The organism is Nocardiopsis sp. LDBS0036 (assembly GCF_041228755.1).
Taxonomy (GTDB): Bacteria; Actinomycetota; Actinomycetes; order Streptosporangiales; family Streptosporangiaceae; genus Nocardiopsis; species Nocardiopsis dassonvillei.
On sequence record NZ_CP141103.1, the window covers coordinates 5,134,081 to 5,156,692 of the forward strand.

The 22,612-nt window shown below is 73.5% G+C and carries 18 protein-coding genes; 10 read left to right on the top strand and 8 right to left on the bottom strand.

Going from position 1 to position 22,612, the window contains the following annotated elements; all coding sequences use genetic code 11:
- Positions 1–46: 46 nt before the first annotated feature.
- Positions 47–286 (bottom strand): hypothetical protein, encoded by a 240-nt coding sequence (locus UIS43_RS21990; protein ID WP_013151145.1) that lies wholly within the window; start codon positions 284–286, stop codon positions 47–49.
- A gap of 310 nt (positions 287–596) precedes the next feature.
- On the opposite strand from UIS43_RS21990, the gene UIS43_RS21995 reads away from it, so the two are divergent.
- Entirely contained in the window at positions 597–1,322 is a 726-nt protein-coding gene (locus UIS43_RS21995; RefSeq protein WP_013151146.1) for a GntR family transcriptional regulator, read from the top strand.
- A gap of 8 nt (positions 1,323–1,330) precedes the next feature.
- Positions 1,331–2,143, top strand: coding sequence for a GntR family transcriptional regulator (locus UIS43_RS22000; protein WP_013151147.1), 813 nt, complete (start codon positions 1,331–1,333; stop codon positions 2,141–2,143).
- Positions 2,144–2,345: 202 nt separating this feature from the next.
- Here UIS43_RS22000 and UIS43_RS22005 read toward each other — a convergent pair whose 3' ends face one another.
- Both UIS43_RS22005 and UIS43_RS22010 read right to left on the bottom strand, forming a co-directional pair.
- Positions 2,346–3,602, bottom strand: a complete 1,257-nt coding sequence (locus tag UIS43_RS22005; protein ID WP_041552140.1) for a VWA domain-containing protein — start codon at positions 3,600–3,602, stop codon at positions 2,346–2,348.
- A gap of 155 nt (positions 3,603–3,757) precedes the next feature.
- Positions 3,758–5,191, bottom strand: coding sequence for a sigma 54-interacting transcriptional regulator (locus UIS43_RS22010; protein ID WP_370011524.1), 1,434 nt, complete (start codon positions 5,189–5,191; stop codon positions 3,758–3,760).
- Between the two features lie 242 nt (positions 5,192–5,433).
- On the opposite strand from UIS43_RS22010, the gene UIS43_RS22015 reads away from it, so the two are divergent.
- Positions 5,434–6,585 (top strand): FIST N-terminal domain-containing protein, encoded by a 1,152-nt coding sequence (locus tag UIS43_RS22015; protein ID WP_013151149.1) that lies wholly within the window; start codon positions 5,434–5,436, stop codon positions 6,583–6,585.
- Between the two features lie 232 nt (positions 6,586–6,817).
- Complete coding sequence (locus UIS43_RS22020) at positions 6,818–8,275, top strand: hypothetical protein (RefSeq protein WP_071621274.1); 1,458 nt, start codon at positions 6,818–6,820, stop codon at positions 8,273–8,275.
- Between the two features lie 254 nt (positions 8,276–8,529).
- Here UIS43_RS22020 and UIS43_RS22025 read toward each other — a convergent pair whose 3' ends face one another.
- The 3 genes from UIS43_RS22025 to UIS43_RS22035 all read right to left on the bottom strand — a co-directional run bounded on the left by UIS43_RS22025 (position 8,530) and on the right by UIS43_RS22035 (position 10,445).
- The gene (locus UIS43_RS22025; protein ID WP_013151151.1) at positions 8,530–9,165 is read right to left on the bottom strand and encodes an RDD family protein; all 636 of its coding nucleotides are present in this window, start codon (positions 9,163–9,165) and stop codon (positions 8,530–8,532) included.
- A 189-nt stretch (positions 9,166–9,354) separates the two neighbouring features.
- Complete coding sequence (gene greA / locus UIS43_RS22030; RefSeq protein WP_013151152.1) at positions 9,355–9,855, bottom strand: transcription elongation factor GreA; 501 nt, start codon at positions 9,853–9,855, stop codon at positions 9,355–9,357.
- 137 nt (positions 9,856–9,992) lie between these two features.
- On the bottom strand, positions 9,993–10,445 hold the full coding sequence (locus UIS43_RS22035) for a DUF4307 domain-containing protein (RefSeq protein ID WP_013151153.1): 453 nt from the start codon (positions 10,443–10,445) through the stop codon (positions 9,993–9,995).
- A gap of 156 nt (positions 10,446–10,601) precedes the next feature.
- Between UIS43_RS22035 and mca the strand changes: the two genes are divergently transcribed.
- The 3 genes from mca to UIS43_RS22050 all read left to right on the top strand — a co-directional run bounded on the left by mca (position 10,602) and on the right by UIS43_RS22050 (position 14,053).
- Positions 10,602–11,480 (top strand): mycothiol conjugate amidase Mca, encoded by an 879-nt coding sequence (mca, locus tag UIS43_RS22040; RefSeq protein ID WP_013151154.1) that lies wholly within the window; start codon positions 10,602–10,604, stop codon positions 11,478–11,480.
- Positions 11,481–11,485: 5 nt separating this feature from the next.
- Entirely contained in the window at positions 11,486–11,746 is a 261-nt protein-coding gene (locus UIS43_RS22045) for a hypothetical protein (RefSeq protein ID WP_013151155.1), read from the top strand.
- Between the two features lie 273 nt (positions 11,747–12,019).
- Complete coding sequence (locus UIS43_RS22050) at positions 12,020–14,053, top strand: thioredoxin domain-containing protein (protein WP_370011529.1); 2,034 nt, start codon at positions 12,020–12,022, stop codon at positions 14,051–14,053.
- Between the two features lie 14 nt (positions 14,054–14,067).
- Here UIS43_RS22050 and UIS43_RS22055 read toward each other — a convergent pair whose 3' ends face one another.
- Positions 14,068–15,438, bottom strand: a complete 1,371-nt coding sequence (locus UIS43_RS22055; protein WP_013151157.1) for a serine/threonine-protein kinase — start codon at positions 15,436–15,438, stop codon at positions 14,068–14,070.
- A gap of 309 nt (positions 15,439–15,747) precedes the next feature.
- Here UIS43_RS22055 and UIS43_RS22060 point away from each other — a divergent pair, with 309 nt between their 5' ends.
- The 3 genes from UIS43_RS22060 (at position 15,748) to UIS43_RS22070 (ending at position 18,819) form a co-directional block, all read left to right on the top strand.
- The gene (locus tag UIS43_RS22060; RefSeq protein WP_013151158.1) at positions 15,748–16,359 is read left to right on the top strand and encodes an RNA polymerase sigma factor; all 612 of its coding nucleotides are present in this window, start codon (positions 15,748–15,750) and stop codon (positions 16,357–16,359) included.
- Positions 16,360–16,452: 93 nt separating this feature from the next.
- On the top strand, positions 16,453–17,214 hold the full coding sequence (locus UIS43_RS22065; protein WP_013151159.1) for an isoprenyl transferase: 762 nt from the start codon (positions 16,453–16,455) through the stop codon (positions 17,212–17,214).
- Between the two features lie 339 nt (positions 17,215–17,553).
- Positions 17,554–18,819 carry a PhoH family protein gene (locus UIS43_RS22070; RefSeq protein ID WP_086000750.1) on the top strand — a complete coding sequence of 422 codons (1,266 nt, stop codon included), beginning with the start codon at positions 17,554–17,556 and terminating at the stop codon, positions 18,817–18,819.
- Between the two features lie 99 nt (positions 18,820–18,918).
- Here the strand turns inward: UIS43_RS22070 and UIS43_RS22075 are convergent, their stop codons facing one another.
- Positions 18,919–22,305, bottom strand: a complete 3,387-nt coding sequence (locus tag UIS43_RS22075; protein ID WP_370011533.1) for an SCO7613 C-terminal domain-containing membrane protein — start codon at positions 22,303–22,305, stop codon at positions 18,919–18,921.
- Positions 22,306–22,612: the final 307 nt, after the last annotated feature.

Here is a 22,612-nt window from a genome sequence, read left to right on the forward strand (position 1 = left end):
CGCGCCGCGGCTCCGTCGCCGCGGCGTCCGTCTCAGCTCCTCCCGCTCAGACCGCGGTGGGCGTGCGGTCCGTGGAGGGGGTGGACGGGTGCTCCCCGTCGCGGAAGCGCAGCCCCACCACGAGGCTCCCGGTGCGGGAGAGGGGGGTGCCCTCGCCGTCCTCGCGCAGGGAGCGGTAAGCGCCCCGGCGGTCCTGTCGGCGGATGCCGATGGAGACGGCGAGGAAGAACCCCGCGGCCAGGCCCAGGAGTACGACTCCGACGAGGGCGATAACGATGGGGATCATGGTGTTCTCCTCGGGGGGGAAGTTCCTATCCGTGTCCTGCGTGCCCTCCTCCGGAGAGGGGGGACGCCGAGCGGTGTCTCACCGTGGTGTTTCCTTTGCGGTGCCGCGGGGGTCAGGCGCCTGGGTCGAAGGGGAGGGGAACCGCCGACGCCCGTTCTGGGGAGTGTTCTTCCGGCGGTGTCGCGTACTGAGGGTGGCCTTCACTTAAAATGGGCTCATGTTGACCGGATGGACCTGATCTCCTGGTGTTCCGATCATCTTGTTGGTACAAGCTAGGTTGTTGGTCTCATACCCCGGCGAGGACTGATATATGCGGGCCGAAAGCAGATACCGACAGATCGCCCGAACCCTGCGGCGCGAGATCCAGGAGGGCTCCCTGACCCGGGGCGCGCAGCTGCCGTCGGAGAAGCAGCTGGAGGAGCGCTTCGAGGCGTCCCGCAACACGATCCGGCTGGCCCTGGGCATGCTGCGCAACCAGGGGCTGATCGTCAGCCGCCCCGGGCGCGGGCACTACGTCCAGGACGTGGTCCCCGAGACCTTCCACGCCAACCGCGTCGGCCCCGGGGGCCTCCACGAGTCCGGTATGACCGGGCAGGTCCTGGAGGAGCTCCAGCTCCTCAGCGCCACCCCCGACATCGCCAGCCGCCTGCGCGTCCCCGAGGGCGACATGACGGTCGTCCGCCGGATGTACCGGTTCTCCGGGGAGGTCTCGGCCTCCGTCAGCACCGCCTACTACCCCATGGACCTCGTCGAGGGCACCCCGCTCATGCTTCCCGAGGACGTGGAGAGCGCCCTGTCGGTGCTGGCCGAGTACGGACAGCGCCAGGTCGGGTTCGTCGACGAGCTGGAGACCCGCATGCCCAGCCCGCAGGAGGCGGGCCAGCTCGAACTCCCGCCCGGGGTCCCGGTGCTGACCGTCCACCGGACCGACCTGTCCGAGGAGCGCCCCATCCGGCTCGTGCACACCGTCTACGCGGGCCACAGCATCCGCTACCAGTACGAGAACGGCAACATGAACGCCTACCACCGGGACTGAGCACAAGCATGAGCACGTCGAGGAAGACGGTTGTCGCCGACCACCTGCGCGAGGCGCTGGCCAGGGGCGACTACAAGCCGGGGGAGCGGCTGCCGGGGGAGGAGGAGCTCGCCGAGCAGCTCGACGTCTCCCGCGCCACCGCCCGTCTGGGCATGCGCATCCTCCAGGACGAGGGGCGCGTCGCCATCCAGCCCGGACGCGGGGCCTTCGTCGCCGACCACCGGCCCATCGTCCACCTGGCCACCCCCGTGACCGGGGGCGGCGACTCCGAGCGCTTCGAGGCGGGCTACCAGCCCCACCTGCGCGAGGCCGGATACGACCAGGTCCAGGAGAAGATCAAGGTCAGCCTGGACACCATGCGCCCCAAGGTGGCCAAGCGCCTGCGCAGCGACGGGGCCGAGGGCCGTACGCGCGGGGACCTGGTGGTCATCCGCTCCTCCGACCGGTTCGTCGACGGCGGCCTGTGGCAGTCCCAGGTCACCTACTTCCCGTACGGCATCGCCAGCAACACCCCGCTCATGTCCCCCGAACGCCTGGAGGAGGGCGTCGCCGCCGTCCTGCGGTCACTGGGGTACCGGGAGGAGTGGAACTGGGACATCGTCGGCGCCCGGATGCCCTCCCAGGACGAGGCGGACTCCTTCGGGCTGGGGCCGGGCATCCCGCTGCTGGTGCAGGAGCGGGTGGTCTACGAGGGCATGCGCCCGCTGCGGTTCACCGAGACGGTCATGCCCGCCAACCGGCACCAGCTGCTCTACTCCGGCGGCGGCGCCCCCGAGGAGCTGTTGGTGCTGGCCTCCGACGTCAGCATCTTCGAGCGCTGACCCGCCGCGCCGCCGACGCGCCCGGCCGCTGACCGGTCGGGCCGTCGGCAGCCCGCGCGGAGTTCGGAGCCGACCACACCGGGCCGCTGTCCCGGTACCCGGCCGGGCGGGCTCCGGCGGAGTCCCGGTGTCCGCGCCGGTTCCCCGCCGCGGCGGCCAAGTCCGTTCCACGGGGATCCGGTCCGCCCTCGCGGCGCCCGGCTCAGCGCAGGTAGCGGTCCACCACCAGCGGCCCCAGCTCCTCGGCTCCGGCGTGCACCACCCGCGTCCCGCGCCGCCGCTCCACCAGCTCCTGGAAGGCGCGCAGCCGCGGATCGTCCGCCAGCAGGAAGAAGGTCACCTCGGCGCCCCCGCGCAGGACGGCGTCCAGCTCGGCGAAGGTCAGCTCCACCGTGCGGGGGGCCGGGGGCCAGGAGAACCGGGCGTCGCCGTCCTCGCCCAGGTGCGCGGTGGGCTCGCCGTCGGTGACCACCAGTACCTGCGGACGCAGGCCGCCGTGGCGCCGCAGGTGGGCGCGGGCCAGCCGCAGCGCGTGGTGCAGGTTCGTCCCGGGGACGCGGCGCCAGTCGTGCGCCACCAGTGAGGCGGGGGTCAGCTCCCGCGCCCGTTCCCCGAAGCCGACCAGGTGCAGCCGGTCCTGCGGGCGGCGCGTGGACACCAGGGTGTGCAGGGCCAGCGCGGTCCGGGTGGCGGCCTCGTGCAGGGACCGGGTCACCATCGAATGGGACAGGTCCACCAGCAGGGACACGGCCGCTGCCTCCGACGGCTCCGCCCCGGCCACCCGCACGTCCTCGGCCCGCAGCGCCACGCCGCGCTCTCCGGGGCGGGCCCGGCGCAGGGCCGCCTCGCGCACGGTCGCGACCGCGTCCAACGGCCGGTCGCCGTCCTCGTCGCGGGGCAGGGACAGGCCCGTGGGCTCCCCGCCGGGCGCGGTGCCTCCCCGGTGTGCTCCGCCGGGGCCCCCGCGTCCGCGCCGGGAGGCCTCGGCCTCGCGCAGCGCCACCTCGCCCAGGCGGCGCAGTTCGCGCGGGCTCAGGCCGTGGTCGGCCCCGTCCAGGCGGGCCAGGATGCGGCCGGCCTCCCCGCCCAGCAGCCCCGGCAGACGGCCCAGGGCGGTGGCGTCCGCCCGGCCGAGGGCCGCGCGGTCGCCGTCGGCGTACCGGGACAGGACGTCCTCCAGGGCGGACAGCCGCCGCCGGTCCTCCTCGGACAGAACCCCCGGGCCGCTCGCGGAACCCGCCACCGGGCCCCCACCGGTCGCGGAATCCACTCCCGGGTCCTCCTGGTCGGTCGCGGAACCCGTCTCCGGGAACCGCGAAGCGGACGCGGAATCCGCCTCCAGCGCCGAGGCGACCAGTACCAGCAGCTCCCGCGCCGCCGCCACGGCCTCCTCGGGCGGCGGGTCGGGTTCGGCCAGCGGGTCGGGGCCGCCCATGTACTCCCGGTACCGAAACCTCACAGGCGTCCGCCTCCTTCTCGTCCCGCGCACACGCACCGGCTATCTTCCCGATTCGGGAACCGGCAGTCCTGGCCGGGCGAGCCGGCCGCCGAACGGCCGCGCCCGAGAGGGCCCCGGCGCGCGGACGCCTCCGGAGGGCGCCGCCTGGAGACCGCCTAGAAGCGGTAGACCCCTCCGTCGGGAAGCGCGTCCTTGGACAGCCGGCGCTCCAGGTACAGGCCCTCCAGCGCGAACTCCACCACAGCGGCGGCCAGCCCCGGCGTCGGCGGGCCGTCCTCGTCCTCGGGGGCCGCGTGCCCGATCATCGCCGCGAGTCCCGGGACCGCGCCCACCCGCCGCAGCAGTTCGGCGGCGCCCACCAGGTCACCGGTCTCCACCGTGCCGCCGCCCGAGAAGCGGTCGGCGAGTTCGGACAGGTCCGCCGTTCCCAGGCGTTCGCGGAACACCTCCGCCACCGCCCGGCGCAGCAGCGCGTGCAGGATCTCCGCCTCGCGGCCCTCGGAACCCGTCTCGAACTCGACCTTGCCCAGCAGCGGCTCCACCGCGGCGGGCAGGTCGCACACCCGGGCCACCGGAACCTCCCCGCCGGTCAGGGCAGCCCGGCGCAGCGCCGACGCCGCCACCGTCTCGGCCGCGGACACCGAGAAGCGCACCGACACCCCCGAACGGGCGTCCACCTTCTTCGAGGCGCGGACCAGCCGGGTGAAGCGCGCCACGGCCTCCAGCAGGTGCGAGGGCACCGTCGTGCCCTCGGGCAGCGCCGCCTCCTGCCGGATGAGCGTCAGTTCGTCCGCCAGGGTCAGCGGGTAGTGGGTGCGCACCTGCGCGCCGAAGCGGTCCTTGAGCGGGGTGACGATGCGTCCCCGGCTCGTGTAGTCCTCCGGGTTCGCGCTCGCCACCAGAAGCAGGTCCAGCGGCAGCCGCAGGTTGTAGCCGCGTACCTGGAGGTCGCGCTCCTCCAGCACGTTGAACAGCGCCACCTGGGCCCGTGCGGGCAGGTCGGGCAGCTCGTTGACGCAGAACACGCCCCGGTTGGCCCGCGGCACCAGGCCGTAGTGGATGGTCTCGGGATCGCCGAGGGAGTGTCCCCGCGCCAACAGCGCCGGGTCCACGTCACCGATCAGCTCGCCCACGCCGGTGTCGGGCGTGCCCAGCTTCTCGCCGTAGCGCTCCGAGCGGTGCCGCCACACGACCGGCAGGCCGTCGCCCTCCCGTGCCGAACGGCGCACGCAGGCCGGGCAGACCGGTGTGTAGGGGTGGTCGTTGACCTGGCACCCGGCCACCGCCGGGGACCACTCGTCCAGCAGGGTCGCCAGGGTGCGGATCAGCCGGGTCTTGCCCTGGCCGCGCTCGCCCAGCAGGACGATGTCGTGTCCGGCCAGCAGGGCCCGCTCCACCTGCGGCAGCACGGTGGCGTCGAACCCGTGCACCCCGGGGAACCGGGGCTGTCCCGAGGCCATCCGCCGCAGCAGGTTCTCCCGCACCTCGGCGGCGACCGGTCGGTGGACGTGCCCGGATCCGCGCAGGTCCGCGCGGGTGCGCGGGAGCGGGGGCGGGGCGGGGGAGGGGGCTTCGGGAAGGGCGCTCACCCCACGAACCTATCCACAGCCGTCAAGGAGCGTCTGGTTTCCGGGGTTGGCGTGCTGTTTCCTGGATACAAGGGGGCCCAGGGGCTCCGGCCGCATCGTGCTGCCCGCACGCCGCACCGCTGTCGGAGTCCGTGTCAGTTCACCGGAAAACCTCCTGTTCGACGCCGAGGTGGAAGAATGGGACGCGACGGTGGAGTCCTGCGTCCGGCCGCGACGGCCGGCGAGACCGGGGGTGGCAGCTGGTGGCACGGTTCGGCGATGCACTGACGACGGGGGCCGACCTCGTGAACGCGGCCGAGCGCGCCGTACTGAGTGCCCTGGAACAGGTGGACGGCCCTACCGACCTGGTGTGCTTCTTCGTCTGCGGCGCCGACCCCGAGGAGGTCACCCTCGCGGGCAAGCGCGTCATGGAGCTGGCGGGCGACGCGGCCACCCTCGGATGCAGTTCCACCGGGGTCATCGGCGGCGGCCGCAGCGTCGAGGGCCAGGGCTCGGTCAGCGTGTGGTGCGCCGGTCTGCCCGGCGTGGAGATCACACCGTTCCGACTGGACACCGTGGTCGAGGACGACCACCTGGCCGTCATCGGCATGCAGGAGCCCGGCCCCCGCGACAGCGTGGCCATCCTGCTCACCAACCCCTACGAGTTCCCCACCCAGGCCTTCGTCCGCGAGTCCACCGAGGCCCTCGGCGGCCTGCCCCTCGTCGGCGGCATGGCCGACGGCATGCGCGGTGAGGAGTCGGTACGGCTCTTCTGCGACGGCGAGGTGGCCGAGCACGGCGCCATCGGCGTCCTCGTCGGCGGCGAGAACGTCCTCGGCACCGTCGTGAGCCAGGGCTGCCGCCCCATCGGCTCGCCCATGACCGTCACCAAGGCCGAGGGCAACCTCCTGCTCGAACTCGCGGGCACCAACGCCTACGAGAAGCTGGAGGAGCTGGTCGAGTCCCTCTCCGAGGAGGACCGCGAACTCGCCGAGCACGGCCTGCACATCGGCATCGCCATGGACGAGTACGTCGACCGCCACGAGCAGGGCGACTTCCTCATCCGCACCCTGGCCGGAGCCGACCCCGAACTCGGCGCCCTCACCATCGACGACATGGTCGAGGTCGGCCAGACCGTCCGCTTCCAGGTCCGCGACGCCGGTACCGCGGACGAGGACCTGGCCCGCCGCCTCAGCGACTTCGGCGCCGAACACCCCGTCGGCGCCGGTCTGCTCTTCTCCTGCAACGGCCGCGGGTCCTCCCTCTTCCCGCAGTCCGACCACGACGTCCTGGCCGTCCACCGCGTCCTCGGCGTCGACGCCGTCGCCGGGTTCTTCGCCGCGGGCGAGATCGGCCCGGTCGGCGGGGTCAACCACGTGCACGGGTTCACCGCCTGCCTGCTGGCCTTCGCCTAGAACACCGCTCCCCGCACCCGCGGCGGGGCCGGTGCGGGTGCTGCCGGGTCGGCGTCCGAGGCCACCGGGAGCCGGGCCGTGCCCGTTCCCGGAACAGATCCCACCGTGTTCCCGAGTCGGACTTTTACCGCTGTGAGGCCGACACCCGACACGGGCTGCTTGAGTGCGTTCGCGCCGGATTGCTTACTGGAAGTGTTCATTCTGGTAACTCCACGTGTTTGGCAGGGCGGGAATGTTCCACACGAGGCGCGAGCGCGCCAGAAGCACCGCGAAGACCCTGGCGTCCCTGGGCGCTCTCGTGCTCCTCGCGCCCCCGGCCCCGGTCCCGGCGCTCGCGGAGGAGGGCTGGCTGCGCCAGGAACCGGGTTCCGCCGACCGGATCGGCCTGGTCCTGGAGTCCGGAACGCTGCGCCTGGACGGTGACGCGGGCCGCGGGCCCGTGGCCCGCTGGGATCCGGAGCCCCGGCGCGGCGGTCTGGCGGTCTTTCCCCCGCAGCCGCTGGAGGCCCCGGCCGCCACCGTGGACGTGCGGGTGCGGACGGACGGCGGTCCGGGGGAGGTGACCACGGAACTGCGCGGCGACCGGACCGGCGGGGCCTGGACCGAGTGGCACCCCGTCGGGGACGGGCGGGTGACGCTGCCGCACGAGGTCGCGCGGGTACAGGTGCGGGTACGGCTCAGCGGGGAGGGGAACGGCCTCACGGGACTGCGGATCCGCCCGTTGGAGGAGGACGGGGAACCGCCCCGGGGCGGTGCTACCGGGGAGCCCGGCGACGGGCAGGACGGCCACGCGACCGCGCCGACCGGTCCCGCCGCCCCCACCGACCCCTCGGAACCGGTGGAACCGGGAAGCTCCGGCGCTCCCCCCGGCCCCTCCGCACCGGGAGGCCCCGAAACCCCCACCGACCCCTCGGGTCCCGACGACTCCGGCGACCACGGCGATAGCACCGAGCCGTTCTCGGCCACCCTCTTCGCCACCCGTATCGGACTGGTCGGCAACACCACCGCCAACGGCCACAGGATCCGCGAGAACGACCACTTCGCCGCCCTGCCCTCCCGCCGGGGCCTGGCGGTCCGGGGCGGCGGCGAGTACACCGTGCGGGTGTGCACCACCGGCGCCCTGGGCCCCGAGGGACGGGACGTCACCGAGGACCACCGGCCGCGCTGCGCCTACCTGCCGGTGTGGGACGTGGGGCCCTGGAACACCAGGGACGACCACTGGAACGCCGAACGCGAGACCTGGCCCGACCTGGCGCGGGGGCGCCCGCAGGCGCAGGCGGCCTACACGCTGGGGCACAACGGCGGTCTCGACGGGTTCGGGCGCCGGGTGCGCAACCCGGCGGGTATCGACCTGGCCGACGGCGCGTTCCGGCAGGGGCTGGAACTGCCCACCAACGGATGGGTGCGGGTCGACTACCTGTGGACCGGCGAGTACCGCAGGCGCGCGCGGATCACCGCGGCCGACCAGCGGCACCCCGTGGTCGTGCGCGGCGGTCCGGGGCTGGAGCACGAGCCGGTGGGCCTGGCCGCGCACAGCGCCAACGTCGACGTGGCCTGCCAGGCCGTCGGCGACGCGATGGCGGGGACGTTCGGGACGAGTAGCGCCTGGTACCGGATCGGTGAGGGCGACTACGTCCCGGCCGTGTTCGCCGACGGTGGGAACGGCGCCCCGGCCTGCCCGGAGCCGTGAGTCGCGGGGTCGCGGGGCCGTGGGGTGCGGCGACACGCCCCGGGTCGGCGGCGGGGCGCTCCGGGGCGTCGCGCAGATGCGGGCTCGGGCCACGGCCCCGGTCGGCGTCGGGGCGCGGGGCGGGGTATCGATGGTGTGCGGGCAGCACGGGGCGGGGGGAACCCCCTTCACCACGCCAGGCCGCGGCGGAACCGCCCCGGAAGGGGGAGTCCCCGCCTGGGGACAACCCTCCGGCGCACCCGGCCCCGGACGGCTCAGGTGCGGATGACCACGGTTCCGGCGGCCCGGTCGTGCAGGGCGCGCTTCTCTTCGCCGAACGCCGCCATGGACTCGGCCAGCGTGAAGATGTGGCCCACGACGGGCAGGGACTGCGGGAAGCCGAAGAACGCGGATCGGCCCATCGCCTGCCCCTGGCTGAGCCTGCCGCCGTCGGCGGCGCTGACCACCTTGATCCCGACCATCATCTTGCCGAGCGTGCGCCCCCAGGTGACCAGGTACAGCCAGTCGTAGAAGAACAGCAGCAGACCCCACCCGAACACGAACAGCAGCGCCCACAGGGTGCCCTCGGCGTCGGTGGTCTGGTCGCTGCCGGTCAGGACCACCGTCACGACGGCCATGAGGACGAAGAACACGACCGCGGCGATCACCACGAGGACGTAGTCGATGGCGCGGGCGGCCAGACGGCGGCCGAACGCGGCCCTCTCCGGTGTCGGGGTCGGGAACGGGCCCGGCACCGGACCCGGGAACGCGCCCTGCCCCGGCACGCCCCATCCGGCGCCCGGAGGGGACACGCCCTGGCCGGGCACGGGGCCGCCGGGACCCCACCCCCCGTTCGGGGGCGGGTACGCGCCGGGGCGGGGTTCCTGGGGGTTCCAGTGGAGCGAGGACATGTCGGCGGGAATCCCTCGGTTCGTCGGACCGGCGGCCGGGGAAGCCGCCGCGGGAGTGTGCTTCGAGACTACGACGCGGGGGACCCTCCGGAGGATCCCCGCCGCGCACACGAAGGGGCGCCCCGGTGAGGGGCGCCCCCAAAGCGGCGGGGGCGGTCGGACACCGCCCCCGTGATCGCCGAACCGCCGCTACATGCCGGTGTAGGGCACGGCGTCGATGATCTCGACGCCCAGGCTCTTGCCGTTGGGCAGCGTGTAGCTGACGTTCTCCCCCACGCGCTTGCCGTTGATGGCGGAGCCCAGCGGTGACCTGGGCGAGTACACGTCGATGGGAGAGCCGCTCTCCTCGCGGGAGGCGAGCAGGAAGGTGACCTCGTCGTCGTCCCCGTCGAACTTGACGGTGACGGTCATGCCGGGGCCGACCACGCCCTCGGTGTGGGGCGCCTCGCCGACCCGCGCGGTGCGCAGGATCTCGGTGAGCTGGAGGATGCGGGCCTCCATCTTGCCCTGCTCCTCCTTGGCGGCGTGGTACCCGCCGTTCTCCTTGAGGTCGCCCTCTTCCCGGGCCGCCTCGATCTTCTCCGCGATCTCGATGCGCCCACTCCCCGACAGGTGGTCCAGCTCGGACTTGAGCCGGTCGTACGCCTCCTGGGTGAGCCAGGTGACGTTGTCATCGCGGGTCTGGGTCACGGGAACTCCTTGTGTACTAGTAGCAAAGGCCACCAGGCGGCCAGAGCTGAACTTACGAGAATATCACCGTGCGTCGTGACACACGGGTTCCCGCGGTTCGGCGGTGCCTCCGGAGCCGGGCTAAGGGGCTCGGTGGATCAGTCCTGCGAACCTTGTTCCCTGCACGAGGCCACTTCTACCGTGGCGGCCTGACGAACCGTCTCAACGGTCGTGGTGACCATGCGGTTCCCGGCCTCGGCCTTCGAGCGCGTCTGGCCCACCTCGACGAACTGTTCGTCCAACGCCACGACCAGGCACTCGGCGCCGTTCCTGCTGTTCACCTCGTAGCTGATGGTGGCCTCCTCGGGCGTGGGCGCGGAGAAGGTGATCACCTGGTGGTACACACCGCCGCCCAGACCGCTGAAGTTCATCAGGGAGTAGCCCCAGCCGACCGCGCACGCCACCGCGAAGAGGGTGGCGATGACGAAGAAGACCGGCCCGTTCCCGTGGCGCTTGCGCAGCGCGGGAGCGGTACTGGCCGAGGAGTCGGCCGCTGTGTCGGCCGTGGTTTCGGCGCTCTTCACGGCGTCTTCCTCCGGGGTCGGCTGCATCGGGAATCTCCGAACAAGGGGACGGTGTTGTCTAAGATATCCCCGACCTGACAGCCTCCCCACGCGCCCCGCGCGGAAGTCGTCCGAGCCTGTGTACCGGGGGAGCCGGACGGCCGCGCCCCTCGCGTCCGTCCACCTAGTCAAGGAGACCCTTCGTTGTCCGAGCGCCTGCGGCTCATGGCCGTTCATGCCCACCCCGATGACGAGTCCAGCAAGGGCGCGGCCACCATGGCCCGCTATGTGGAGGAGGGCGTCGACGTGCTCGTTGTCACCATGACCGGTGGCGAGCGCGGCGACATCCTCAACCCCGCGATGGAGCGTCCCGACATCCGCGAGAACATCGCGCAGGTGCGCCGAGAGGAGATGGAGCGGGCCAGGGAGATCCTCGGCGTCCAGCAGGAGTTCGCCGGGTTCGTCGACTCCGGCCTGCCCGAGGGCGACCCGCTGCCGCCCCTGCCCGAGGGCTGTTTCGCCACCCTCCCCGTGGAGGAGGGCGCCGCGCCCCTCGTGGAGTCCATCCGCAGGTTCCGGCCGCACGTCATCCTCACCTACGACGAGAACGGCGGTTACCCGCACCCCGACCACATCATGACCCACAAGGTGACGATGCACGCCTTCGACACCGCGGGCGACCCCGACGCCTACCCGGACGCGGGCGACCCCTGGCAGCCGCTCAAGCTGTACTACTTCGTCTCCTTCCCGCCCGAGCGGTTCGAGGCCCTGGCCGACGTGCTGGCCGCGCGCGGGCTGGAGAACCCCTTCGAGGAGTGGATGAAGCGGATCGCGGACCGCGACCACCCCCGCTGGGAGATCACCACGCGCGTGCACTGCAGCGAGTACTTCGACGTCGCCGACGAGGCGCTCAAGGCGCACGCCACCCAGGTGGACCCCAACGGGTTCTGGTTCGCCGTGCCCAACGAGGTCGTCGCGGAGGCCTGGCCGAGTGAGGACTACCACCTGGTGCGCTCGCTGGTGGACACCGAGATCCCTGAGAAGGACCTCTTCGCGGGTGTCCGAGAAGCAGTGAGAGTATGAGTGGCATGAACACCCTTCTCACGTCCGCGACGGTGCTGGCGGGCAGCTTCCAGCTCGACAAGGACACCGTGACCCCCGGTGTGCTCGGCTTCCTCGTCATCTTCGCCATCGGCGTCGGGCTGTACTTCCTCATGCGCAGCCTCCTGGGCAAGCTCCGCGCCCTGCCCAAGGACGACGACTTCGGCGCGAGGGCCACGGCCTCCGACGACGGCGGGCCGGCCGACGCGGCGCAGGTCTCCGCCGAGGACACCGCTCCGCGGAGCTGAGGAGACGTCCCCGCCCTGCCCCAGCGGGACGGCGTGTCCGGGCGCACCGCCCGGGCCCACCGCTCGGTCCGAAGGCTCCGGGCCGCTCCCGCGCCCGCCGGACGAACACCCGGCCTCCTCCCGGGCGGTGGTCCCCGGCCCGCTCCGGCGGGTGCGCGACACCCCACCGCCCCGGGTGGCGGAGTTCACGGGCGCCGGGTCGGCTCCCGTGCCGTGGACTCCGCTCGGGCGGGTGCGCGACGCCCCGCCGCCCCGGATGGCAGAGTTGGGGGCATGTCCAACCGCCTGAGCGACGCGACCAGCCCGTACCTGTTGCAGCACGCCGACAACCCCGTGGAGTGGTGGCCCTGGGGTGAGGAGGCCCTCGCCGAGGCGCGTCGGCGCGACGTGCCCCTCCTCGTCTCCGTCGGCTACGCCGCCTGCCACTGGTGCCACGTGATGGCCCACGAGTCCTTCGAGGACGAGGCGACCGCGGCCCTGATGAACAGCCTGTTCGTCAACGTCAAGGTGGACCGCGAGGAGCGCCCCGACGTCGACGCCGTGTACATGGAGGCGACCCAGGCCATGACCGGCCAGGGGGGCTGGCCCATGACCGTGTTCGCCACCCCCGACGGCGCCCCGTTCTACTGCGGCACCTACTTCCCGCGCGAGCACTTCCAGCGCCTGCTGCGGGGCGTGGCCGACGCCTGGCGGGACCAGCGCACCGAACTGGTCGGCCAGGGCGCGCGCGTGGTGGAGGCGCTGAGCGGCCCGCGCACCCTGGCCGCCGCGCCCCCGCCCTCCGCGGACCGGCTCGACCTGGCCGTCCGCGCGCTGGTGCGCGACTACGACAGCGCCCACGGCGGTTTCGGCACCGCGCCCAAGTTCCCGCCGTCGATGCTGCTCTCCTTCCTCACCGCCCAGGACGAGCGCACCCGGCCCCTGCAGAGCGCGGACGAGTCCACGCCCGCCTGGCTCATGGCCAGCGGCACCGCCCTGGCCATGGCGCAGGGCGGCATGTACGACCAGCTCGGCGGCGGTTTCGCCCGATACTCGGTGGACCGCGAGTGGACCGTGCCGCACTTCGAGAAGATGCTGTACGACAACGCCCTGCTGCTGCGCGCCTACGCCCGGATGGGCCGCCGCCCCTCGGGTCCGGGGGTCTCCGACGCCGCCACCCACGCCCTGCTGCGCCGGGTCGCCGGGGAGACCGCCGACTGGATGCTGCGCGACCTGCGCACGCCCGAGGGCGGGTTCGCCTCGGCGCTGGACGCCGACAGCGAGGGCGAGGAGGGCACCTACTACGTGTGGACGCCCGCCCAGCTGCGGGAGGTCCTGGGCGAGGAGGACGCCGCCTTCGCCGCCGAGGTGTTCGGCGTGACCGAGGAGGGCACCTTCGAGCGCGGCGCCTCCGTGCTCCAGCTGCCCGCCCCGCCCGCCGACGCCTGGCGCTACCAGCGGGTCCGTGAGGCCCTGCTGGCGGCCCGCGCCGAACGGGTCGCCCCCGCGCGCGACGACAAGGTGGTGGCCGCCTGGAACGGCCTGGCGGTCGCCGCGCTGGCCGAGGCCGGGGTGCTGCTGGAGCGGCCCGACCTGGTGGAGGCCGCCCGCGCGGCCGCTGACCTGCTGCTGCGCGTGCACCTGCGGGACGGGCGCCTGGTCCGCACCTCCCGGGACGGGCGCGCGGGCACCAGCGCCGGGGTGCTGGAGGACTACGCCGACGTCGCCGAGGGGCTGCTCGTCCTGCACGGTGTGACCGGGGAGGCGCGCTACGCGCACGAGGCCGGGCGCCTGCTGGACACCGTCCTGGAGCGCTTCGGAGACGGCTCCGGCGGGTTCTACGACACCGCCGACGACGCCGAGCGCCTCTTCAACCGGCCCCAGGACCCCACCGACAACGTCACACCGTCCGGCCGGTCGGCGGCGGCGTCCGCGCTGCTCTCCTACGCCGCGCTGACCGGATCCGAGCGCCACCGCACGGCCGCTGAGGAGGCGCTGTCCCCGGTGGCGGTGCTGGCGGAGAAGGCCGCCCGGTTCGCCGGGTGGGGCCTGGCCACCGGCGAGGCCCTCCTGACCGGGCCGCGCGCCGTGGCGGTGGTGGGCGACCCCGACGACCCGAGGACCGCGGAGCTGGTGCGCGCCGCGCTGGTCTGGGCGCCGCTGGGCACCGTGCTCTCACGCGGCGACGGCCGCGACGACGGAGGGGTGCCGCTGCTGCGCGACCGCGCGCCGGTGGGCGGGCGACCGACCGCCTACGTGTGCGAGGGCTTCGTCTGCAAGCTCCCGGTCACCTCGCCCGAGGACCTGCGGGAGCAGCTGCTGGCCTGACGCGTCGCCGGGGCCTATCCCAGGTGCGTACCGGCGATGATCCGGTCCACCAGGTCGGGCCGGTAGCCCGGCTGGCGGATCTCCATGTACACGGTCGTGGGCTCGCCCGGCTCGTGTACGGCGGCGCTGCTCAGCGACCCGTTGCCGTGGCACTCGGGCCAGTCCCACACCGTGCCCTCCCATTCCCCGGTGTCCAGCGGCCGCTCCTCGGGAGGGTCCCCGCACGGCTGGGCGCCGGCGATCCCGCTCAGGTCGGCGGGGCCGCGCACCACGGTCGCGTACACACCGTAGGCCGTCTCCCGGGTGGAGTCCCAGTCCTCGGCGTCGGTCGCCACCAGCAGGCCCGGACCCGCGCCGGCCTCGGCCGCCGCGGGGAGGGCCTCCTGGGCGGTGTGGATCTCGTGGGCCCACACCGACGGCACCTCCAGGTAGACCCCCTGCGCGGCGTCGTGCACGGTGGTCAGGGACACCCCCGGCCTGCCCAGGGATCCCGAGAGGCTGGCGCCCGTCAGCACCAGCGCCCCCGCCAGGGCGGTCGCCCGCCGCCACGGCATGCGCAGCCGCTGCCACCACGGCACGGCCGCCTTGGGCAGGTCGGGCGCCATACGGATGGTTCTGACCCGGTCGGTGAAGGTTTTGGCGTCCGCCGGACGGCTTTCCCGGTCCACCGAAAGTGCCGACAGGATGAGTTCGTCGAGCGCGGGGGGCAGACCTGGCCGGATCTGGCCAGGAGCCACCTTCACCGGCGGACGCGAGGGCGGACGGCCGGTGATGAGCTCGTAGGCCACCGCGCCCAGCGAGTACACGTCCGACCGGACGTCCAGGTCACCGCCGGGAATGCTCTGCTCGGGGGACATGTAGCCGGGGGTCCCGGCCGCCGCGGTGAACCCCGACGCCTCGTCGATCGACTTGGCGAACCCCAGGTCCGCCACCAGCACCCGCTGTCCCACGGGTGAGGACTGGAGCAGCACGTTGGACGGCTTGATGTCGCGGTGGATCGTGCCGTGGTTGTGCAGCACCGTGATGCCCTGGCCGATCTCGGTGAGCAGCCGCAGGGCCTCGTCCAGGGGCAGTGTGCCCCGGTGGATGAGGTCGGCGACGCTGCCCTGGTCGGCGTAGGTCATCACCATGTAGGGCCGACCGTCGGGGAGCACGTCCACGTCGTGCACCGCCACCAGCCAGGTGGAGTCGGTCTGGCGCAGGATGCGCGCCTCCTCCAGGAAGCGGTGCTGGATGTCCATCTGGTGCGCCCAATTCTCGGCGAGTACCTTGATGGCCACCGAGTAGTTCAGCAGGTCGTCCTGCGCCAACCAGACCGTGGCGAAGGAACCCGACCCAAGGCGCCGGATGACGCGGTAGCGCCCGAAGGCCTCAGGTTGGCTCATCTCCGCCTCGGTCTGTCAGGGGTGAACACGCGGTCGTTGCCCACTAATACACCATCTGTACCTTCACATTGCCTCCCGCCGATATGATCCCCTCTCCGGGTGGCGCCGATCCCCTCCGGACGTGGAGACTGGAGGGGGCCCGACGGGCTCCGCGCCGTGCGCGGCGGCGAAGGCGACGATTTTTCACGAGTGCGGATCCGGACCGGGGCCGTAGACGTCCCGGTGACGTGTGACCCTCGAACGCAAGGGGCGCACCCGCGTCCGCAGCGGACGGCCGGATGTCTGCCGTCAGTCAGGGAGAGACCAGACATGCGCAGTAGTGACCACGCAGACCACGAGGAGAGCCCCGCGCCGCGGCGCCGGGTGGCGAGCAACGTCGACGAGGAGCTGGAGGACCTCGCGCGCCGGGCCAAGGCCGGAGACGCCATGGCCCTGGACGACCTGCTCCGGCGGATCCAGCCCGAGGTCCTGCGCCGCTGCTCCCGCTTCCTGCCCTACCGGCAGGACGCCGAGGAGGCGTGCCAGGACGCGCTGCTGCGCGTGGCGCGCAAGATCGACAGCTTCAAGGGCGACTCCCTGTTCACCACCTGGCTGTACACGGTGGTGTCCAACTCCGCCCGGCAGACCTACCGCTCCATGAAGCGGCGCTCGGCGGAGTTCCCCACCGAGGCCGAGCGCATGCCCCACCAGAGCGACCCCCGCACCACCAGCGTCATCGCCGGTTCCCGCATCGACCTGCTGGAGGCCCTCGACCAGCTGGAGAAGGACCGCCCCAACCTGGTGGCCCCCCTGGTCCTGCGCGACCTGTGCCAGATGGACTACAACGAGATCGCCTCCGAGCTCAACCTGGCCCTGGGCACCGTCAAGTCCCGCATCCACCAGGGGCGCAAGCACGTGCGCAAGTCCCTGGCCGTGACGTAGCCCCCTTCGGGCGAACTACGCTGGAGGCATCCCCGTCGGCACATCCTTTCCAACGGTGTGCTGTTCCAGATCCAGCTCTGAGAGGTTTCGCCAATGGGGCTTCGTGACCCCCTGTACTGGCTCTACGAGCGGCGCCTGGAGCGTCGGCTGACCAGTCAGGAGATCCCCCGCCACGTCGGTGTCGCGATGGACGGCAACCGCCGCTGGGCCAAGGTGAGCGGGCTCGGCGCGGCCGAGCAGGGCCACCAGGCGGGCGCGAACAAGATCTTCGAACTGCTGCGCTGGTGCGACGAGGTCGGCGTGCAGGTGGTCACACTCTGGATGCTGTCCACCGACAACCTCAGCCGGGACGAGTCCGAGCTGGGCCCGCTGGTGCGCATCATCGAGCAGACCATCGCCCGGCTGCGCGAGGAGGGGTGGAACACGCGCCCCGTGGGGGCCCTCGACATCCTGCCCGCGTCCACCGCCCAGGCGCTCAAGGAGGCGGAGACGGCCACATCCGGCAACCCCGGGCTGGTTGTCAACGTCGCCGTCGGGTATGGAGGTAGACGTGAGATCGCTGATGCGGTTCGGTCCCTCCTCCAAGCGGAGGCGGCCAAGGGCACCGGTATCCAGGAGCTTGCCGAGCGCCTGGACATCGAGGACATCGCACGGCATCTCTACACGCGCGGTCAGCCCGACCCCGACCTGCTCATCCGCACGTCGGGGGAACAGCGCCTGTCCGGCTTCATGCTGTGGCAGAGCGTGCACTCGGAGTTCTACTTCTGCGAGGTCTACTGGCCTGCCTTCCGCAGGGTGGACTTCCTGCGTGCACTGCGCTCGTACGGCGCGCGCAACCGCCGCTACGGATCCTGACCCCCCGAAGCCCGACCCCTTAACGCGGAGTTCACCGCGCGGAGGGAGAGGTCCCTTGGAAACGGGAGCACGGACGCGTAGCGTCGGAAGTAGCGGGTGGCGTTCGTCCACCCGTTCGGGAGGCCCCGTCTCATTGATCTCCTCCGCCATCGCGGAACGTCAACGAGGAGGGCCGGACCCGGCCCTCGCGGGCCAGGTCCCGGTCCTCCATGATCCCGTGACAGTAGGGCGCCCCAGCGGTGCCCAAGGGGAGAACGAGTGGCTAGTTCCTCGACCGATCGCCGTGACACCCAGTCCCCCGACCCCCGTACGGAGGTAGGCCAGGACGGACGCGTCTATGTGCTCGACACCAGTGTCCTGCTCGCCGACCCGGCCGCCCTGAGCCGGTTCGCCGAGCACGAGGTCGTCATCCCCGTGGTGGTGATCACCGAGCTGGAGAGCAAGCGTCACCACCCGGAGCTCGGGTACTTCGCTCGTCACGCGTTGCGCCGCCTGGACGACCTGCGGGTCGCCCACGGCCGTCTGGACGCCCCGGTACCGGTGAACGACGCCGGCGGCACGCTGCGGGTGGAACTCAACCACAGCGATCCGCAGATCCTGCCGGCGGGCTTCCGGCTCGGCGACAACGACACCCGGATCCTCACGGTGGCCCGCAACCTCCAGGAGGAGGGCGGGGACGTCGTGCTGGTGAGCAAGGACCTCCCCATGCGGATCAAGGCGGCCTCCATCGGGCTGGCCGCCGACGAGTACCGGGCCGAACTGGCCATCGAGCACGGCTGGACGGGCATGGCCGAGCTGGACGTGCCCGCGCACCAGATCGGCGAACTGTTCACCAGCGGCGAGAGCGACATCGACGCGGCCCGCGATCTCCCCTGCCACACCGGGCTGGTCCTGGTCTCCGAGCGCGGCAAGGCGCTCGGCCGGGTCCAGCCCGACAAGTCGGTGAAGCTGGTGCGCGGCGACCGCGACGTGTTCGGCCTGCACGGCCGCAGCGCCGAGCAGCGCATCGCCCTCGACCTGCTCACCGACCCCGAGGTGGGCATCGTCTCCCTGGGCGGACGCGCGGGCACCGGCAAGTCGGCGCTGGCGCTGTGCGCCGGTCTGGAGGCCGTCCTGGAGCGCCGCCAGCACCGCAAGGTGATGGTGTTCCGGCCGCTGTACGCGGTCGGCGGCCAGGAGCTGGGCTACCTGCCCGGGAGCGAGAACGACAAGATGACCCCGTGGGGCCAGGCGGTGCACGACACCCTGTCCGCGGTGACCAGCGAGGAGGTCATCGAGGAGATCGTGGACCGGGGGATGCTGGAGGTCCTCCCGCTCACCCACATCCGCGGCCGGTCGCTGCACGACGCGTTCGTGATCGTCGACGAGGCCCAGTCCCTGGAGCGCAACGTCCTTCTCACGGTCCTCTCCCGCCTCGGCCAGAACTCGCGGGTGGTGCTCACCCACGACATCGCCCAGCGCGACAACCTGCGCGTGGGCCGCCACGACGGCGTGGTCGCGGTGATCGAGAAGCTCAAGGGCCACCCCCTGTTCGCGCACGTCACCCTGACCCGGTCCGAGCGGTCGCCGATCGCCGCCCTGGTCACGGAGATGCTGGAGAACTGACGCGGTACCGCGGCGGGCCCGTCGGTCTGACGGGCCCGCCGCCCCGTGGAGCCCCCGGCGGGTTCCGGGCCGCGCCCCACGGGCGCGTGACCGGGCTTCTCAGCGCATCTCCGCCACCAGGCGGCCCAGGCGCCGCACCCGTTCCAGGTTGGCCTCGTAGCGGGCGCCGATCACCAGCAGCAGCACACCCGCGACGGCGAACGGCACCCAGTTCGGCACCAGCCGGGTCAGGTCCCACAGGGGCGGCCCGAACGCCCGCAGCGAGGTGGCCACCAGCACCAGCCCGCCCGTCACCAGGGCCGCCTGGAGCCGCCGACGCAGCCCCCACACGGTCACCGCGAGGCCCAGCACGAGCACGGCGGGCACCCGCCACACCATGCCGTCCTCCGTCAGCACCAGCACGACGGTGGGCAGGAACAGCAGGGCCAGGCCGCCGCCGTGGGCGGCCCAGCTCGAAGGCGGTTCGGCAGCCCTGCGGCTCCACTCCCAGCCCACGGCCAGCGCCGCCAGGGCGGGCGGCACCGTGTACGCCTCGGGCACGGCCACGTCCCACGCGGAGAGCACCATCCACAGCGCCGCCAGCATCAGCAGCGCGCCCACCAGCGCGAACCAGCGCCGTTCGGGCCGTGCGGCGGTCGCCAGCGCGACGACCCCGACCACGGCCAGCGCCAGCGCGACCAGTCCCAGCCGCGCCCCCGCCGCCGCGGTGACGCCCAGCGAGACCGCCGCCCACACCCAGGCGGGGACCTCCGCCGCCGGTACGAGCGGTCCGCGCAGACGCGGCGCGGCCACGGCCACCGCGGCGACCATCGCGATCGGCGCCAGCGCCGCGTGCTCCACCGGAGCCCCCAGCAGCAGGGGCAGGGCCAGCGCGAACCCGCCCGTCGCCGCCGTCGCCACCGCCGTGGCGCCGACCGCCGCGACGGTGGTCCGGGCCAGGGCCGCGGCCACCGCGGCGGCCACCGCGACACCCATCAGGGCGCCCGTGGTCGCGTGCTCCTGGACCAGCGCCCAGCCCGTGCCGAGCAGCAGGGTGAGGAGGCCGGTCAGCCCCGCCAGCCAGCCGAGCCGCCCGTCCCGGGTCAGCGCCGACCACAGCGCCAGGGCCGAACCCACCGCGAACACCCACAGCAGGGCGCCGAGGAACGGCGCGTCCAGGACCAGGGGCAGCGCGACGAGCGCGGGCGGCGCGGCGAGGACCGCCGCTGCCGCCGTCCGTCCGCGGTCGAGCAGGGCGACCAGGGCCACCGCCGCCGCACCGGCCAGCAGCATTCCGGCCGCCGTGCCGACGGCCTCCGCCGGGCCCGCCACGCGGTGCAGCCCCAGGACGGAGTAGGCGGGGTCGCCCAGCGCCCGCACGGGCGCCGTCCACGGCCCGTACGCGCCGGACAGCAGCGGCAGGCCGGGACTGTGCCCCCGCCCGGCCAGCAGCGGGGCGGACGAGAGCAGGAGCAGGCCCACCACGGTGAACACCGGCCGGGGGTCGCCCCCGGCACCGCCCGCCCGCGGGAGGGGGATCCGTCCGAGCACCACCGCGTTCGCCCCGGCCAGCAGCGCGCAGGCGGCCAGCAGCCACCACGCCGGAGGCGGCACGGTGTCCGAGATCACGAGGCCGAGCCCGAAGAACGCACCGGTCAGCAGGGCCAGCGCCCACAGGAGCAGGCCCGTCGCGTGGAGCACCGCGGGGCGGCCGGACCGGGCGTACAGCAGCAGCGCGACCAGGACGGTCGCCTCCACCACCACGAGGGCGGCCAGGGAGGTGTACCGGTCCGGGAGCGACCACAGGCCGCCGGTGAGCAGGGTCAGGGTTCCGGTGAGCGCGGGCACCCAGGCGCCGGGCCGACGCGGTACAAGGGCCGTGGCCAGCACCAGCGCGGCGCCGACCAGGAGGGCGCACACCACTGCCACCGCGTGCGGCGGGTCCAGCAGGTGCACGACCGTCAGCAGCGCTGGGGGAGCGGTCAGGGCGGCGGCGGGCACCAGCGCTCGGCGGCGCAGCAGGAACACCGCGCCCAGGGACAGCAGGGCGCAGACGAGCACGGCGAGCAGGTGGAACCCCGCGTCCGGGGCGGTCGTCGCCGGCAGGCCCAGCACGTCGGACACCGGTGTGGTCGGGGGACCGCCGTTCCACGGGGGCAGGGGCGCCCTGGGCAGCGCGGGCAGGTGCGCGGGTCCGGCGACCAGGGGGGCCGCCCCCAGGACCAGCAGGGCGATGGCCGCGGGGACCCCGGACGCGCCGGTACCGCCCGGGGCGCCCGGACCAGCGGCACCGCTCACGGCGCCCACGGGACCGGGGCCCTCCGGGACGTGGCGCAGCGGGCCGCGGGCCGACAGCAGGCCGGTCACGCCCGACAGCAGCAGGACCGCGGCCACGAACCACCGGGCTCCGACGTGATCGGCGCCCGCGGCGGAGGCGGCCAGGACGAAGGCCGTGTACAGCAGCGCCAGAACCGTGGTCAGCACCCACAGCACGGTCGCGCTGACCCGGAGGGCGCGCACGGGGACGCCCGCGCGGGGCCGTCCGAACCAGAGAGCCAGGAGCAGGTCGGCGAGTCCGGTCGCGGCCAGGACGGGCAGCGCCCAGGACCAGAGGCCGGGGGAGCCGGACGCCGCCAGCAGCAGGACGGGCACCGGCTGCAGGAGCAGGACGGCCAGGACGCGCGGCGTCCGCAGCGGCACGAGCAGCGGATAGGACGCCAGCAGCGCGCCGATGACGAGCAGCGCGGTCGCGGTGTAGCCGGGCCCGCTCCCGAGCCGCTCCGACGTCAGCAGCCACAGCGCGAGGGCGTCGACGCACAGCAGCGCGGCGGCCAGGCAGCCGAAGGTCTCCGCGGTCGCCCTGAGACCGCGCCGGTGCAGCGGCAGGGCCAGGGCGGCGAAGGCCGCCGTGGTGAGGCCGAGGACCCCGGCGCGGGCGCCGGTGCCCATGTCGCTCCACGTCCAGATGGCGAAGACCAGAGCCGCGATGCCGACGAGCACGCCGCCCAGCCCGAGGATGACGTTCTGCGCCGAGCGGCGGGTGACCTCCCCGGGCGCCCGCCCGGGGGGAGCCCCTCCCGTCTGCCCGTGCGCGTGGGCTCCGTGCCCGTCGGGGAGCGCGCCACCGGGCAGGACGGCCGGTTCCGGCGCGGCACCGGGCGCCTGTCCGGGGACCCGCGCGGGCCCCGGCGGCCGTCCCTGCGGTCCCGGAGCCCACGGCCGCTCCCCGTCGGCGGATTCGGGAACGGCTCCGGCCGGGGACGCGCCTCGGCCCGACTCCTCGCGCAGCAGTGCCACGACGGCGGCGCGCTCCTCGCGCAGGTGCCGCTCACGGCTGTTGAGCAGCGCGATCTCGGTGTCGATGTGCCACAGGCGCTGGGCGGTGGCGCCGACGAGCAGGAGCCCGCACCGCCGGCAGGAGCGGGGCTGCGCGGCAAGCGGGGCGCGGCAGTCCGGGCAGCTGAGCCGTGGGCCCGCGGGGGACGGCGGGGATCCGTGGACGTTCATGGCGCCATCCTGACCCCTGGAGCCGCCCGCGCACATCCGTACGGGTACTCAGGAACACCGTTCCCGGTGACCCCCGTCTCCTTTCGGCAGGTGTGGAGATCCTCGCCACAGTGCCGGGAGGACTTGACCCCTCCTTGACTGTACGTATCGAAGTGCAGGTCAAAGCACCGCATCGCGGATGCATTCCGTGATGTGATCCAAGGCATAGTAAATCTGGCGTTACTTCATCGTGACGATGATGCAGGCTGAACCCGCTGCACGAACATCCCCTCCCACGTGGGAACCCGCGCCGCGGTCGGTCGAACGG